Genomic DNA, 12758 nt, shown 5'->3' with positions numbered 1-12758 from the left:
GCGACTATCGCGCGGCAGTGCACTATAGCGGGAGCAGGTGGCAAATGGGGGTGAGCGGGCCGCCGCTAATCCTTTAATTTCCATGCCCGGAATGCTTGACGAAGGCCAGGGAACAATCGGCATAGCTGAGCGTCAATTCCAGTGCTTCCAGCCGAAAGGCGCCCCCCCGACTGCTGGAGGAAAACCCGTATCGTTCGGGTTGGCGGCCCCCGGTGGGGGCCGTTTAAATTCGAATGATCACGGCATCGCAATTGAAGTCCGTCAAAAAGCGCGGCTTCTGGTAAGGGTCATTCGTGTCGATTTGACCGGACCTCGGTGACTTCCGGTCTGTGCCGGTGAACGGACATTCTCACGATAGGCGGGCATGTCTCAAAGGTGCCATGAGGCGAAATTCCCGAGTGACAAGCGCATGTTTGCTTTAGCCTTCAAAAGCGGACATCTCTCGTTCTATGAGTACATGCCCTAATCTAGGCGGCGCGGTCCGGCCGTGACATCCAGCTGATGATCGGCATCGCCGGCAGCACCCATCCGAGCCCGGCCACGACATAGAAGATCGCCTGCAGTAGGCCTGAGCTGGCCAGCCACGGCGTCTGCGCGATGGTCATTCCCAATAGCGACCACACCACGACCAGCACCAGAAGTGCGATGGTTCCGAAGAATTTGCGGGTGCGTATCGTCATGGCGGATATGTCAGGCTCGTGGCGGGTTGCGCGCGGGAAGGGGCGGACTATAAGGGGCGCGCCAATTCAATCAAGCGCGCCTTCGGGGCGGGCTAAGATAGCTTTCAAGACGGGTTTATGATCGCTAGTTCCGCACAGCAGGCCCCGCATCTCGGCGCCGTCAGATGGTGGCTGATCGTGGTCGCCGTGCTGATCGCGGTCATGGTGCTGGTCGGCGGCGCCACGCGGCTGACGGAATCCGGATTGTCGATCGTCGAGTGGAAGCCGGTGACCGGCACGCTGCCGCCGCTCAACGAGGCGCAATGGGCGCAGGCGTTCGAGGGCTACAAGGCAATCCCGCAATACCGCGAACTCAACGCCGGCATGAGCCTTGCGGAGTTCAAGACCATCTTCTGGTGGGAATGGAGCCACCGCCTGCTCGGGCGCGTGATCGGCGCGGTCTATCTGCTGCCGTTCCTGTACTTCCTGTGGCGTGGCGCGCTGGGCGCTGAGCTGAAACGGCGGCTGTGGGTGATCTTTGCCCTCGGCGCGCTGCAGGGTGGGGTCGGCTGGTGGATGGTCGCGTCGGGCCTCACGCAGCGGACCGAGGTGTCCCAGTATCGGCTGGCGACGCATCTGGTGCTGGCCTTGATCATTTTCGCCTCCATCGTCTGGACGCTGCGGCGGATGACCGCGCGTCCGCAACCCGTTGTCCCGTTGTGGCTGAAGGTCTCCGGGGTGGCTTTGCTCGGTCTGACTTTCGTCCAGCTTTATTTCGGCGCGCTGGTCGCGGGGCTGCGGGCGGGCAGGGTGTACAACACCTGGCCCGAGATCGACGGTGCATTCATTCCGTCGGCGGCGCGGCTGTGGTTCGAGGAGCCGTGGTGGCGCAATCTGTTCGACAACACGCTCACCGTGCAGTTCGAGCACCGCATGACCGCTTATGCGCTGCTGATCCTTGCGGTGCTTCACGTTATCGACGCCATGCGGTCGCGAGCCGGCGCTGCCGTTATCGGCGGCGCGTGGTCGCTGGTGGCAGCGATCACGCTGCAGGCCGCGCTCGGCATCCTCACGCTGCTGCACCAGGTGCCGATCGATCTGGCGCTGGCGCATCAGGCTGTCGCGATCGTGGTGCTGACGCTGGCGGTCCTGCAGACCGAACGCCTGGTTGCACGCCGCGTCGGGCACGACCGGCAGGAACTGGTTCTGCCGCTCGGCCAACCCGGCTGAAATTGAGCAATTCTAATCTGCCGGCATTCCGGGAAGTGCCCGATTTGCAGGGGGTTCTTGCTGTGCGGCGGCCTTGACGCGTTTGTGTGGGGCCGCACCGCTTTACTTGGATGGTTTGGACGATAAAACGAAACAAAAACAGGTCTCGTCTCATGTCCTCAGCATTCATCCAGGCCGCCGTCATCCTGCTCCGCGAGGGGCTCGAAGCCATGCTCGTGATCGCAGCGCTGGCGGGCTATCTGACCAAGGCCGGCGCCGGTCATCGCATTCAGGCGCTTTATGCCGGCGCGCTCGTCGCCGTTGCGGCCAGCTTCGTTGCGGCCTGGTTGTTTGCGGTGCTGAACTCGGGCGATCACAGCGACATCCTGGAAGGCATTATCATTTTGCTTGCCGCCGCCCTGATGCTCTACGTCAGCGGCTGGTTGATGGTGAAGCAGGATCCGCGCGGCTGGCAGGAGTATCTTTCCCAGAAAGCGGACCAGGCGCTATCGCAGGACACGGTGTGGGCGGTCGGCGCGCTGGCCTTCCTTGCGGTTTTTCGTGAAGGCGCGGAGACCGTTCTGTTCATCAATGCGCTCGCCAAGACCGAGGGCGGCTGGAGCGCGGGGCTGTTTGCCGGACTTGCCGCGGCGACGCTCGGGCTGGCCGTGCTGTTTTATTTCATCAACCTGATTGCGCGGAAGCTGCCGCTGCGGCCGCTGTTCATCGTCACCTCGGCGTTCCTGTTCGTGATGGCGATCAAGTTCATCGGCGAGGCGGTGCAGGAGTTCCAGGAACAGGCGATCATCACCGTTACCGAGGTCAAGGGCTCGGCGTTCCTGAGCGCGATCGGCCTCAATCCATCGATGGAAGCGCTCTCGATCCAGGGCCTGGTGATCCTGTTTGCGCTGGCGACCTATTCGGTGGTCCAGCGCAACAACCGCCTGATGCGTGAGGACAAGGCCGCTAACAAGGCCACCATGCGCGCGGCTGAGTAGCTCGTCGCGTTACGCTGCCTGCCGACTGAGTCCGAGATAATCGAGCCCAATATCGAGCGCGGCGGAGCTGTGGGTCAGCCAGCCGGCTGAAATCAGGTCGACGCCGGTCGCGGCGATCGCTTTGGCGGTCTCGGCCGTGATGCGGCCGGAAGCTTCCGTGATTGCCCGGTCGCCGGTCATCGCCACCGCCTGTCGCAGTTGCTCGACCGTCATGTTGTCGAGCAGGACGGCATCCACGCCGATCGCGAGAACCTGTTCAAGCTGGGCCAGCGTGTCGACCTCGATCTCGATCTTGACGAGATGGCCGGCATGCGCTTTTGCGCGCTCGATCGCGGTTCTGACATCGCCTGATAGCGCGATGTGGTTGTCCTTGATCAGAATGGCGTCGTCGAGCCCAAAACGGTGATTGCTGCCGCCGCCGGCGCGAACCGCGTATTTTTCCAGCGCGCGCAGTCCGGGCGTGGTCTTGCGGGTGCAGACGATGCGCGCCTTGGTGCCTTGTGCTGCCGACACCAGCGAGGCCGTCGCGGTGGCCACGCCGCTGAGATGACAGAGGAAGTTCAGGGCGGTCCGTTCGCCGGTCAACAGCCCGCGCGCCGGTCCTTCGATGGTCGCGATCACATCTCCCGGCGTGACGACGCTGCTATCAGGCCGCTCGGCGGTGAGCCGGATGGCAGGATTCACGAGCTGAAATGCACAGCGCGCGATGTCGAGTCCGGCGACGACACCGGGTTGGCGCGCGCGCAGCACCAGCGAAGCTTGCCGGTCGGCCGGGACGATCGCATCCGCCGTGATGTCGCCGGCGCGTCCGAGGTCTTCGAGCAGGGCGGTTCGAACCAGCGGCTCGTACATGAGGGGCAGAAGCGGCGTAAGCGTCACGGCTGGGCACTCCCAACAGACAGAGATCCGGTTTCAACGATGTCGCGGGCGGTCTCGACTGCGTCTGCAAGCGAGATGGATGAAGGCACGGCCGCCGGCAGGGCGTCGGGGAAGTCGCTGCGATAGTGCCCGCCGCGGCTTTCCTCGCGCCGCCAGGCGGCGACGGCGATCATCAGTCCCACCAGCGCGGGATCGGTTGCCGCGCCGTGGGCGCTGCCGAGCGGATAGAGGCCGCGGATCGCGCGTTCGATGCCGTGCCGGTCGCGGAGCACGCCGAGGCCTTGCGACAGGATCGCCCGCACGGCCGAAGGGTCGGATGCGGGCGCAAGCGCATTGGCCGCGCGCGTTTTCAGCGGACCGCGGCTCGCGCCCTGGACGCTCCGCGCGACCCATTGCGCACAGACGATCGCTTCCATCAGCGAATTGCTGGCGAGCCGGTTGGCGCCATGCAGCCCGGTGCGGCTGACCTCGCCGCACGCCCAAAGCCCGTTCACGCTGCTGCGGCCTTCGATATCCACCGATATCCCGCCCATGTGGTAGTGCACCGCCGGCCGGACCGGTATCGGATTGGTCGCGGGATCGATCCCGGCCATTTTGCAGAAGGCGGAAATGACCGGATAGCGTTTTGCAAATTCCGCTCCCGGATGTTTCCGCGCATCGAGGAACACGCGATGGCCTTCGGCGCGGCGGCGCCAGACCGCACGCGCGACGATATCGCGGGGCGCAAGTTCGGCGCCGGGCTGGTCCGCCATGAAGCGTTGCCCGGTGTCGTCGATCAGGATTGCGCCATCGCCACGCACGGCTTCGGTGACCAGCGGCATCGGGCGCGACGGCCCGTCGAAGGCGGTCGGGTGAAACTGGATGAATTCGAGATCGGAGAGTTTTGCGCCCGCGCGTGCCGCGAGCGCCAGCCCCTGGCCGAAGCAACCGGCGGGATTGGTGCTGTCCAAAAACAGCCCGCCAATGCCGCCTGTCGCGATCACGACGCGACCGCTGTCGATAACGAGCGGACCGTGCGCGTTCACCGCGAGCACGCCTTTGACGGCATTGTCCTCGACGATCAGGCTCCGCGCTTCGACGCCTTCCAGCAGAGTAATCGACGGGCAGCGGCGCACCGTTGCGATCAGCGCACGCATGATCTCGCGGCCGGTGCCATCGCCGGTGGCGTGCACGATCCGGTTGCGGCCATGGGCGGCTTCGAGCCCGAGCCGCCAGCCGCCATCGGGCCTGCGATCGAAGGCGACGCCAAGCCTCGCGAGATGCTCGACCGCCGCAGGCGCCGCGTGAACGATTCGGCGAGCGACGGCTTCGTCGCACAGGCCTGCGCCTGCGGCCAGCGTATCGGCCAGATGCAGGGCAGGGTCGTCATCCCCGCCCATCGCGGCGGCAAGCCCGCCCTGCGCCCACAGGCTCGACGCCTCCGCGCCGAGCGGCGCCTTCGACAGCAGCAACACCGGTTCCGGCGCCATCTGCAGCGCCGTCATCAATCCGGCGGCGCCGCCGCCGATGATGACGGGACGGTTGTCGAGCGCTGAAATCTCCGGGCTCATATCGCCAGCATCCTTTCGACAGCACGCCGGGCTGATACAGCGATGGCGGGATCGATCGTCACCTCGTGCCGGCCGGTCTCCAGCGCATGGCGGATGTTCTTCAGCGTGATCCGCTTCATGTGCGGGCACAGATTGCAGGGCCGGATGAACTCCACGTCGGGATGGAGCACGGCGACGTTGTCGCTCATCGAGCATTCCGTCAGCAGCACGACCCGGGGCGGGCGTTGTTGGCCGACGAAGTCCGACATCGCCGCCGTCGAGCCGGAGAAATCGGCTTCCGCGACCACTTCGGGCGGGCACTCCGGATGCGCCAGGATGGTCACGTCAGGGTGATTTTCGCGCAGTTGCCGGACGTCGGATGCCGTAAACAGCTCATGCACCTCGCAGTGGCCCTTCCATGCGATGATCTTCACGTTCGTCTGCGCCGCGATGTTCTGCGCGAGATATTCATCCGGCAGCATGATTACGCGCTCGACGCCGAGCGACTCCACGACCTTGAGCGCATTGCCCGAGGTGCAGCAGATATCGGACTCCGCCTTCACGGCCGACGAGGTGTTGACATAGGTGACGACGGGGACGCCGGGATAGCGCTGGCGCATCAGCCGCACGTCCTGCGCGGTGATGGAGTCGGCGAGCGAACAGCCTGCCGCTAGGTCCGGGATCAGCACGGTCTTTTCCGGATTCAACAGCTTGGCCGTCTCGGCCATGAAGTGCACGCCGGCCAGCACGATGATGTCGGCATCGACCTTGGTGGCTTCGCGCGCCAGCAACAGGCTGTCGCCGACGATGTCGGCGACGCCGTGGAAGATTTCAGGCGTCTGGTAGTTATGCGCGAGGACGACGGCGTTGCGGCTTCGCTTGAGTTCGAGGATGGCGTCGACGTCCTCGGCGAAGATGGCCCATTCAGGTGGCGGGATGACCCGTTTGACCCGGTCGTAAAGCTCTGCGGAACGCGCGATTGCAGTGGAGCTGAGGCTGGCCATTTATACTCTCCTTGAGTATATCTTGGCTTATACTTATCCTGAGCATAACCGATGTCAAGTGCGCGATAGCGGGAGCTTGGTTCCGGCGATCGCCCGTTCGGCCAGCACGCCGTGGCGGAACCGGAACAGCTTGGCCGGGCGGCCGACGGTATCGGCGGCGATTGCGCCAGTTTCCTCAACGAGTTGCTGCTGCTCGATCAGGCGGCGAAAATTCTGCTTGTGCACCAGCCGGCCTGCAAGCGCCTCAACGCTGCGTTGCAGTTGCAGCAGGGTGAATTCCGCCGGCATCAGCTCGAACACCACGGGACGGTATTTGATCTTGGCGCGCAACCGCGCGATCCCGGTGGCGAGAATGCGGCGGTGATCTCCGGTCATTGGTTTGCCCGGAATGACGGTCGTCGCCGGTGCCCCGTCACGCACGGCTTCCGGGACTAGGCCAGCTTCATAGAGCAACTCGTAGCGCTGCAGCACCAGCTCCTCGTTCCATTCGCGATCGTCGAAGCCAAACGTGATGGCTGCGCGCTGCCAGCGTTCGCGCTGCACGCTCGTCGTCGCCGCGGACTTTGCCCACGCCCGCAGCCGCGACGCCAATGTCTTCGCCAGCGAAGCGGGGAGACCGGCCCGCTGATCCTCCCATGGAAAATATTCGTACCAGCCGGACCAATGCGCCTCAAAACCCGCGCCGACCTTGTCTTCGCGGGTCAGGCCCAGATAGCTGATCGAGATCGAATGCGGCGACTTGGCATCGCCGGCCCGCCCGCGATCGGCGAACGTATAGAGCTGCTCGACATAGCCGAGCGGATGGCCGGTCTGCGCCTCGACCCATGCCCGCAATCCCGTCTGCAGCGAACGGTGCGCAAATTCGAACGGGCCGCTCGGCAGCGCGCCGTCGTTGGCGATGGTCATGATCTTGGGCTCGCCGTCGGTCACGGCGACAAGGACGGCGACGAGATCCGCCGTGGTCGCATTGGCAGCGCCCATTTTGCTGGCTTTCCGCGGTGCCCCTGCCACGTTGGTCGTCCGTCTCCGTTATTGTCTAATGCGCGTTTAGCAATATCCGTACACGCCGCAAGCGTACGGCAGACGGTTCCAATAGGGGCCATAGGACGGGCCGCCGTAATAGGGGCCGTCATAGCTGTAGGAATGGTTGGTACCGTAATAGCCGGGCAGCGTGGAAGAGCCCGGCAGCAGCGGCGTGCCGTAGACGCGCGGCGCATAAGGCACCACGCCCACCGGCGTGAACAGCACGTCGGGATCCTCTTCCTCGACCACCACCAGCGTGCGGCCGCGGCGCACATAAAGGGGAGCAGCGGCGGGCGCCACCGTGGTCCGGTAGTTGTAATGGGCGCGGGGCAGGCCGGGCGGCAATTTGCTGGCAGCGCGAACCGCGGCGTTTTTGGGGGCGGCGCGCTTGGGGGCGGGGGTGCCCTCGGCGCTCTTGGTGGCGGGGCTGTCCGCGCTCTTGGGAGCGGGGGTTTCGTCGGCGGCGGCGGTTCCGATCGCGAAGATCGCGATCAGGAATGGCGTCATCCAGCGCAGCATCGTTGGCTCCGAATCATCGAGGGCGGCTCAGCGCCACTTTATGCCGGAATGAGCGTTAACGAGAGGCTTGTGATTCTAGGATGAAGGGACATCGCGCTGTCACCCCGACACGTCATTCCGGGGCGATGCGAAGCATCGAACCCCAATGTGCAATTGCACATTGTGGAATCTCGAGATTCCCCGATGCGCAATTGCGCATCTGAGGTCTGGTGCTAACGCACCATCCCGGAATGACCGTGCATCACGCGCTCAGCGCCTGTTCCAGATCCGCGATCAGGTCTTCCTTGTCCTCGATGCCGATCGACAGGCGTACGACATCGGGTGCGGCGCCGGATCTCACCTTGGCGGCGTCGTCGAGCTGGCTGTGCGTGGTCGATGCCGGATGAATCACCAGCGAACGGGTGTCGCCGACATTGGCCAGATGCGAGAACAGTTTCAGGTTCGACACCAGGTTGACGCCGGCGTCGTAGCCGCCCCGCAGGCTGAAGGTGAACACCGCACCGGCGCCCTTCGGCGCGTATTTGCGCGCGAGCTTGTTGTACTTGTCGCTCGCGAGGCCGGCATAGTTCACCGACGCCACGGCGGAATGACCGGCAAGGAATTCCGCGACCGCCTTGGCATTCTCGCAATGCCTCTGCATGCGCAGCGGCAGCGTCTCGATGCCGGTCAGGATCATGAAGGCGTTGAACGGCGAGATCGCCGGGCCGAGGTCGCGCAATCCCAGCACGCGGCAGGCAATCGCGAAGGCGAAATTGCCGAACGTCTCCTGGATCCTGATGCCGTGATATTCCGGCCGCGGCTCGTTGAGCATCGGATATTTGTTGTCTTTTGACCAGTCGAAGGTGCCGCCGTCGACGATGATGCCGCCGAGCGAATTGCCGTGGCCGCCGAGAAATTTTGTCAGCGAGTGTACGACGATATCGGCCCCATGATCGATCGGGCGGATCAAGTACGGCGTCGCCAGCGTGTTGTCGACGATCAGCGGCACGCCGGCCTTGCGGGCTACTTCCGCGATCGCCTCGATGTCGGTGATGCTGCCGGCTGGGTTGGCGATCGATTCGATGAAGATCGCCTTGGTGCGCGGCGTCACCGCGCTCTCGAAACTGCCGATATCATCAGGATCGGCCCACGCCACGTTCCAGCCAAAGCTCTTGAACGCATGCGTGAACTGGTTGATCGAGCCGCCGTAGAGTTTTCGCGCGGCGATGAACTCATCGCCCGGCATCAAGAGTTGCTGGAGCACGACGACCTGGGCGGCGTGTCCCGAGGCAACCGCGAGCGCCGCGGTGCCGCCTTCCAGCGCCGCAATGCGCTCTTCCAGCACGGCGGTAGTGGGGTTGCCGATGCGGGTATAGATGTTGCCGAACGCCTGCAGCCCGAACAGCGAGGCGGCATGGTCGGCATCGTTGAACACGAAGGACGTGGTTTGATAGATCGGCGTCACCCGTGCGCCGGTGGTGGGATCGGGCTGCGCGCCGGCATGCACGGCAAGGGTCGAAAATCCCGGGAGACGGTCGGTCATCTGTGCGTCCTGTTCTTGGGCTTGTTCTTGAGCTTGTTCTTGGGCTGGCTTGAAAATGCGGGCGATGCTGATCGGAGCCGCGTCCGGCGTCAAGGCGAGGGATCACATATCGTGAATTAGAAAGGCGTCTGCTTCTTCTTGCGGCGTGTTCGAAACGATCGTTTCGTATTGCGTCACGTCGGCTCGCTTTTGTTCTTTGCGGCGCGATCCGATGCTGCCGTTGCGCCGCCGCCGACGCTCGTCCGGTTCAGCGACAGCCGCATGCCCTGGGTCGGGATCGGCGCGCGCTTCGAGCTCAGTGTGCGCGAATTGACGCCCATCCATGAAATTTCCGACGACAACCGCCCATACTCGATCTTCGGGCAGCGGTTCATCACCACCTTGAGGCCGGCCGCTTCGGCCTTCTCGGCAGCCGCGTCATCGCGCGCGCCGAGCTGCATCCAGATCACTTTCGGCGGCGGCGACAATGTCAGGGCCTCGTCGACCACGGGCATGATGTGGCTGGAATTGCGGAAGATGTCGATCATGTCGACGGGACGGCCGATATCCGACAGCGAGGCGACGAAGGGCTTGCCGAGCAGGCTCTTGCCGACGTGACCCGGATTGACCGGGATCATGTCGTAACCGCGCTGCGCCAGGTACTTGAACGCAAAATAGCTCGGCCGCACATTGACGGGCGAGGCGCCGACCATCGCGATCGACTTCACGCCATTGAGGATGCCGCGGATGTAATTATCGTCGTAATTGTCGTGGTTCATTTCTTTTCCAGTTCGTCGTTCCGGGATGGTGCGCTAGCACCAGACCTCAGATGCGCAATTGCGCATCGGGGAACCTCGAGATTCTCCGATGCGCAATCGCGCATCGTAGTTCTCGCTTCGCGAGCCCCGGAATGACGACGCTCTGCGTCGTCACTTATCCTGCCATTTCGGCTCGCGTTTCTCGATGAAGGCGCCGATGCCTTCCTCGGCGTCGCGTGCCATCATGTTCTCGGTCATCACTTCCGCCGTGTAGCGGTAGGCGTCGGCAAGGCTCATTTCGGCCTGGCGATAGAACGCTTCTTTGCCGAGCTTGACGGTATAGGCGGATTTGAGCGCGACCTTCTGTGCCAGCGCGATCGCCGCATCGCGCTCGGTGCCGGCGGCGACGACGCGGTTGACGAGGCCGATGTTCTTCGCCGTCGTCGCCGAAATCGGCTCGCCCGTGAGCAGCATCTCCATCGCCTGCTTGCGCGGGATGTTGCGCGACAGCGCCACCATGGGCGTCGAGCAGAACAGGCCGATATCGACGCCGGGCGTGGCGAAGCCCGCGGCTTCGGAGGCGACCGCGAGATCGCAGCTTGCCACAAGCTGGCAGCCGGCGGCGGTCGCGATGCCCTGCACGGCAGCGACCACGGGCTTCGGCAGATGCACCACCGCCAGCATCATCGCGCTGCAGGCGTTCATGATCTGCCCGAAATAGGCGCGTCCGCGATCGGCATCGCTGCGGCGCGCGGTCAGCTCCTTCATGTCGTGGCCCGCGGAGAAGGCCGGACCGTTGGCCGCGATGACGACGGCGCGGACGCTGTTGTCGTCGTGGATTTGCTTCAGCGCACTGTGCAGCTCGGCGATCAGGCCCTCCGACAGGCTGTTGCGCGCCGCTGGTCGGTTGAGGGTGAGCAGGCGGATGCTGCCGATGTTTTCCTGCAGCAGGATCGGAGGTTGTGGCGTGGGTGCGCGGGCGGTCTGGGCGGGCATTTCCGAGGTTTCCACTCCGAGATTTTTATTTGGGCTTTGATGACAACCTAATGTAACAGGCACCCTGATGCGAGGGCAGGGGCGGCATGGCGGCAGCGAAAATGAGCGTGGCTGAGCTGGAGAAGTTCCTCCGCGAGGAATTTCCGCAGGCCTTCAGCGACGGCGATATCACCATCGAGAGCGCCGACGGCGAAACCTGCCTGCTGCGGCGGCGCTATGACGAGCGCATGCTGCGTCCGGGCGGCACGGTGTCGGGGCCGACGCTGATGGCGATGGCTGATTTCGCGATGTATGTGGTGCTGCTCTCGGCGATCGGCCCGGTAGGACTGGCGGTAACGACCAACCTCAACATCAATTTCCTGCGTAAGGGCCTGCCAGGCCAGGACGTGCTGGCAGCGGCGAAGCTGTTGAAGCTCGGCAAGCGCCTGGCGGTCGGCGAGGTCAACCTGCTGTCGGGATCGTCGCCTGATCCGATCGCCCATGTGACGGCGACCTACTCCATTCCAAATACGTAGGGTTTTTAGCGGTACTATTGCACCATATTTATAAGTGACTGTTCTTGCAGAGATAATTTATGCGCGCCGGCGTTGACGGATAACGCGCCGTTCTCTAGAAACCCGCCAGTTCGGCGCATCTGGCGCCGATTTCCATTTTCACGGATTTCCTCACATGAAAACCTATTCGGCAAAGCCCGCCGAGGTGACGAAGAAGTGGGTGCTGATCGACGCCAAGGGTCTGGTGGTCGGCCGTCTCGCCACGCTCGTCGCCATGCGCCTGCGCGGCAAGCACCTCCCGACCTACACGCCCCACGTCGATTGCGGCGACAACGTCGTCATTATCAACGCGGCGCATGTCGTGCTGACCGGTCGCAAGCGCGACAACAAGGTCTACTACAAGCACACCGGCTTCATCGGCGGCATCAAGGAGCGCACCGCGAAGTCGATCCTCGAGGGCCGTTTCCCCGAGCGCGTGGTCGAGAAGGCCATCGAGCGCATGATCCCGCGTGGTCCGCTCGGTCGCGTGCAGATGGGCAATCTGCGCGTTTATCCCGGCGCCGAACATCCGCATGAAGCCCAGCAGCCCGAGAAGGTTGATATCGCTTCGATGAACCGCAAGAACATGAGGGCCGCATAAGATGTCGGATACCATGCAGTCTCTCGACCAGTTGGCGTCGCTGAAGACGGCCGCTCCGGAAGCGCCGAAATACGTCAAGAAGGTCGACAAATATGGCCGCGCCTATGCCACCGGCAAGCGCAAGGACGCGGTCGCCCGCGTCTGGATCAAGCCGGGCGCCGGCAAGATCGTGGTCAACACCCGCGAAGTCGAAGTCTATTTCGCCCGCCCGGTTCTGCGCATGCTGATCCAGCAGCCGCTGGTCGCCGCCGCGCGCGCCGGCCAATACGACGTCATCTGCACGGTCGCCGGCGGCGGTCTGTCGGGCCAGGCGGGTGCCGTGCGTCACGGCATCTCGAAGGCGCTGACGAACTTCGAACCGGATCTGCGCGGCGTCCTGAAGAAGGGCGGCTTCCTGACCCGCGACTCCCGCACCGTGGAGCGCAAGAAGTACGGCCGGGCGAAAGCGCGCAAGTCGTTCCAGTTCTCGAAGCGCTAATTGCTTCGCTAAAATTTGCAGCGCTTGCTGCATTCGCGAAAGAAAAAAGGGCGCCCGATCGGGCGCCCTTT

General features: G+C 64.0%; 14 protein-coding genes. 5 read left to right on the top strand and 9 right to left on the bottom strand.

The genetic code is table 11. The features are described from left to right. Positions 1-467 precede the first annotated feature (467 nt). On the bottom strand, positions 468-680 hold the full coding sequence (locus tag C7G61_RS07780; RefSeq protein WP_108513535.1) for a DUF2842 domain-containing protein: 213 nt from the start codon (positions 678-680) through the stop codon (positions 468-470). A gap of 117 nt (positions 681-797) precedes the next feature. Here C7G61_RS07780 and C7G61_RS07775 point away from each other — a divergent pair, with 117 nt between their 5' ends. Next, positions 798-1889: a COX15/CtaA family protein gene (locus tag C7G61_RS07775; protein WP_108513534.1), complete on the top strand. Its 1092-nt coding sequence runs from the start codon at positions 798-800 to the stop codon at positions 1887-1889. A 152-nt stretch (positions 1890-2041) separates the two neighbouring features. After that, entirely contained in the window at positions 2042-2866 is an 825-nt protein-coding gene (locus tag C7G61_RS07770; protein WP_108513533.1) for an FTR1 family iron permease, read from the top strand. A gap of 9 nt (positions 2867-2875) precedes the next feature. Here C7G61_RS07770 and nadC read toward each other — a convergent pair whose 3' ends face one another. From nadC to C7G61_RS07725, 8 genes are all read right to left on the bottom strand, one after another. Further along, positions 2876-3745, bottom strand: a complete 870-nt coding sequence (nadC, locus tag C7G61_RS07765) for a carboxylating nicotinate-nucleotide diphosphorylase (RefSeq protein WP_108513532.1) — start codon at positions 3743-3745, stop codon at positions 2876-2878. Then, positions 3742-5295 (bottom strand): L-aspartate oxidase, encoded by a 1554-nt coding sequence (locus C7G61_RS07760; RefSeq protein ID WP_108513531.1) that lies wholly within the window; start codon positions 5293-5295, stop codon positions 3742-3744. The genes nadC and C7G61_RS07760 overlap by 4 nt, the downstream gene beginning before the upstream one ends. Next, positions 5292-6278, bottom strand: a complete 987-nt coding sequence (nadA, locus tag C7G61_RS07755; RefSeq protein WP_108513530.1) for a quinolinate synthase NadA — start codon at positions 6276-6278, stop codon at positions 5292-5294. Before nadA ends, C7G61_RS07760 begins: the two co-directional genes overlap by 4 nt. Positions 6279-6332: 54 nt before the next feature. After that, positions 6333-7259, bottom strand: coding sequence for an NUDIX hydrolase (locus C7G61_RS07750; RefSeq protein WP_108513529.1), 927 nt, complete (start codon positions 7257-7259; stop codon positions 6333-6335). 66 nt (positions 7260-7325) lie between these two features. Further along, complete coding sequence (locus C7G61_RS07745; RefSeq protein WP_145963576.1) at positions 7326-7808, bottom strand: hypothetical protein; 483 nt, start codon at positions 7806-7808, stop codon at positions 7326-7328. Between the two features lie 253 nt (positions 7809-8061). Continuing rightward, positions 8062-9342 (bottom strand): O-acetylhomoserine aminocarboxypropyltransferase, encoded by a 1281-nt coding sequence (locus tag C7G61_RS07735; RefSeq protein WP_108514059.1) that lies wholly within the window; start codon positions 9340-9342, stop codon positions 8062-8064. Between the two features lie 173 nt (positions 9343-9515). Then, complete coding sequence (locus C7G61_RS07730) at positions 9516-10100, bottom strand: CoA-binding protein (RefSeq protein WP_108513527.1); 585 nt, start codon at positions 10098-10100, stop codon at positions 9516-9518. A gap of 150 nt (positions 10101-10250) precedes the next feature. Continuing rightward, positions 10251-11075 carry an enoyl-CoA hydratase gene (locus C7G61_RS07725; RefSeq protein WP_108513526.1) on the bottom strand — a complete coding sequence of 275 codons (825 nt, stop codon included), beginning with the start codon at positions 11073-11075 and terminating at the stop codon, positions 10251-10253. Between the two features lie 86 nt (positions 11076-11161). Here C7G61_RS07725 and C7G61_RS07720 point away from each other — a divergent pair, with 86 nt between their 5' ends. From C7G61_RS07720 to rpsI, 3 genes are all read left to right on the top strand, one after another. Continuing rightward, a complete protein-coding gene (locus C7G61_RS07720; protein ID WP_108513525.1) occupies positions 11162-11590 on the top strand; it encodes a PaaI family thioesterase in 429 nt (142 codons plus the stop codon). A gap of 154 nt (positions 11591-11744) precedes the next feature. Beyond that, positions 11745-12209 carry a 50S ribosomal protein L13 gene (gene rplM / locus C7G61_RS07715; protein WP_057858836.1) on the top strand — a complete coding sequence of 155 codons (465 nt, stop codon included), beginning with the start codon at positions 11745-11747 and terminating at the stop codon, positions 12207-12209. A gap of 1 nt (position 12210) precedes the next feature. Further along, positions 12211-12687, top strand: coding sequence for a 30S ribosomal protein S9 (gene rpsI, locus C7G61_RS07710; protein WP_108513524.1), 477 nt, complete (start codon positions 12211-12213; stop codon positions 12685-12687). The last annotated feature ends 71 nt before the right edge of the window (positions 12688-12758 follow it).

The organism is Bradyrhizobium algeriense, assembly GCF_003062295.1.
Classification (GTDB): domain Bacteria; phylum Pseudomonadota; class Alphaproteobacteria; order Rhizobiales; family Xanthobacteraceae; genus Bradyrhizobium; species Bradyrhizobium algeriense.
Note: the sequence above shows the minus strand (reverse complement) of the source record. Positions and strands in the feature narration are given on the sequence as shown.

Excerpts from the sequence above, each read along its gene's own strand:
- C7G61_RS07780 (WP_108513535.1), bottom strand. The coding sequence starts at position 680 with ATGACGATACGCACCCGCAAATTCTTCGGAACCATCGCACTTCTGGTG.
- C7G61_RS07775 (WP_108513534.1), top strand. The coding sequence starts at position 798 with ATGATCGCTAGTTCCGCACAGCAGGCCCCGCATCTCGGCGCCGTCAGA.
- C7G61_RS07770 (WP_108513533.1), top strand. The coding sequence starts at position 2,042 with ATGTCCTCAGCATTCATCCAGGCCGCCGTCATCCTGCTCCGCGAGGGG.
- C7G61_RS07760 (WP_108513531.1), bottom strand. The coding sequence starts at position 5,295 with ATGAGCCCGGAGATTTCAGCGCTCGACAACCGTCCCGTCATCATCGGC.
- nadA (WP_108513530.1), bottom strand. The coding sequence starts at position 6,278 with ATGGCCAGCCTCAGCTCCACTGCAATCGCGCGTTCCGCAGAGCTTTAC.
- C7G61_RS07750 (WP_108513529.1), bottom strand. The coding sequence starts at position 7,259 with ATGGGCGCTGCCAATGCGACCACGGCGGATCTCGTCGCCGTCCTTGTC.
- C7G61_RS07745 (WP_145963576.1), bottom strand. The coding sequence starts at position 7,808 with ATGACGCCATTCCTGATCGCGATCTTCGCGATCGGAACCGCCGCCGCC.
- C7G61_RS07735 (WP_108514059.1), bottom strand. The coding sequence starts at position 9,342 with ATGACCGACCGTCTCCCGGGATTTTCGACCCTTGCCGTGCATGCCGGC.
- C7G61_RS07730 (WP_108513527.1), bottom strand. The coding sequence starts at position 10,100 with ATGAACCACGACAATTACGACGATAATTACATCCGCGGCATCCTCAAT.
- C7G61_RS07725 (WP_108513526.1), bottom strand. The coding sequence starts at position 11,075 with ATGCCCGCCCAGACCGCCCGCGCACCCACGCCACAACCTCCGATCCTG.
- C7G61_RS07720 (WP_108513525.1), top strand. The coding sequence starts at position 11,162 with ATGGCGGCAGCGAAAATGAGCGTGGCTGAGCTGGAGAAGTTCCTCCGC.
- rplM (WP_057858836.1), top strand. The coding sequence starts at position 11,745 with ATGAAAACCTATTCGGCAAAGCCCGCCGAGGTGACGAAGAAGTGGGTG.
- rpsI (WP_108513524.1), top strand. The coding sequence starts at position 12,211 with ATGTCGGATACCATGCAGTCTCTCGACCAGTTGGCGTCGCTGAAGACG.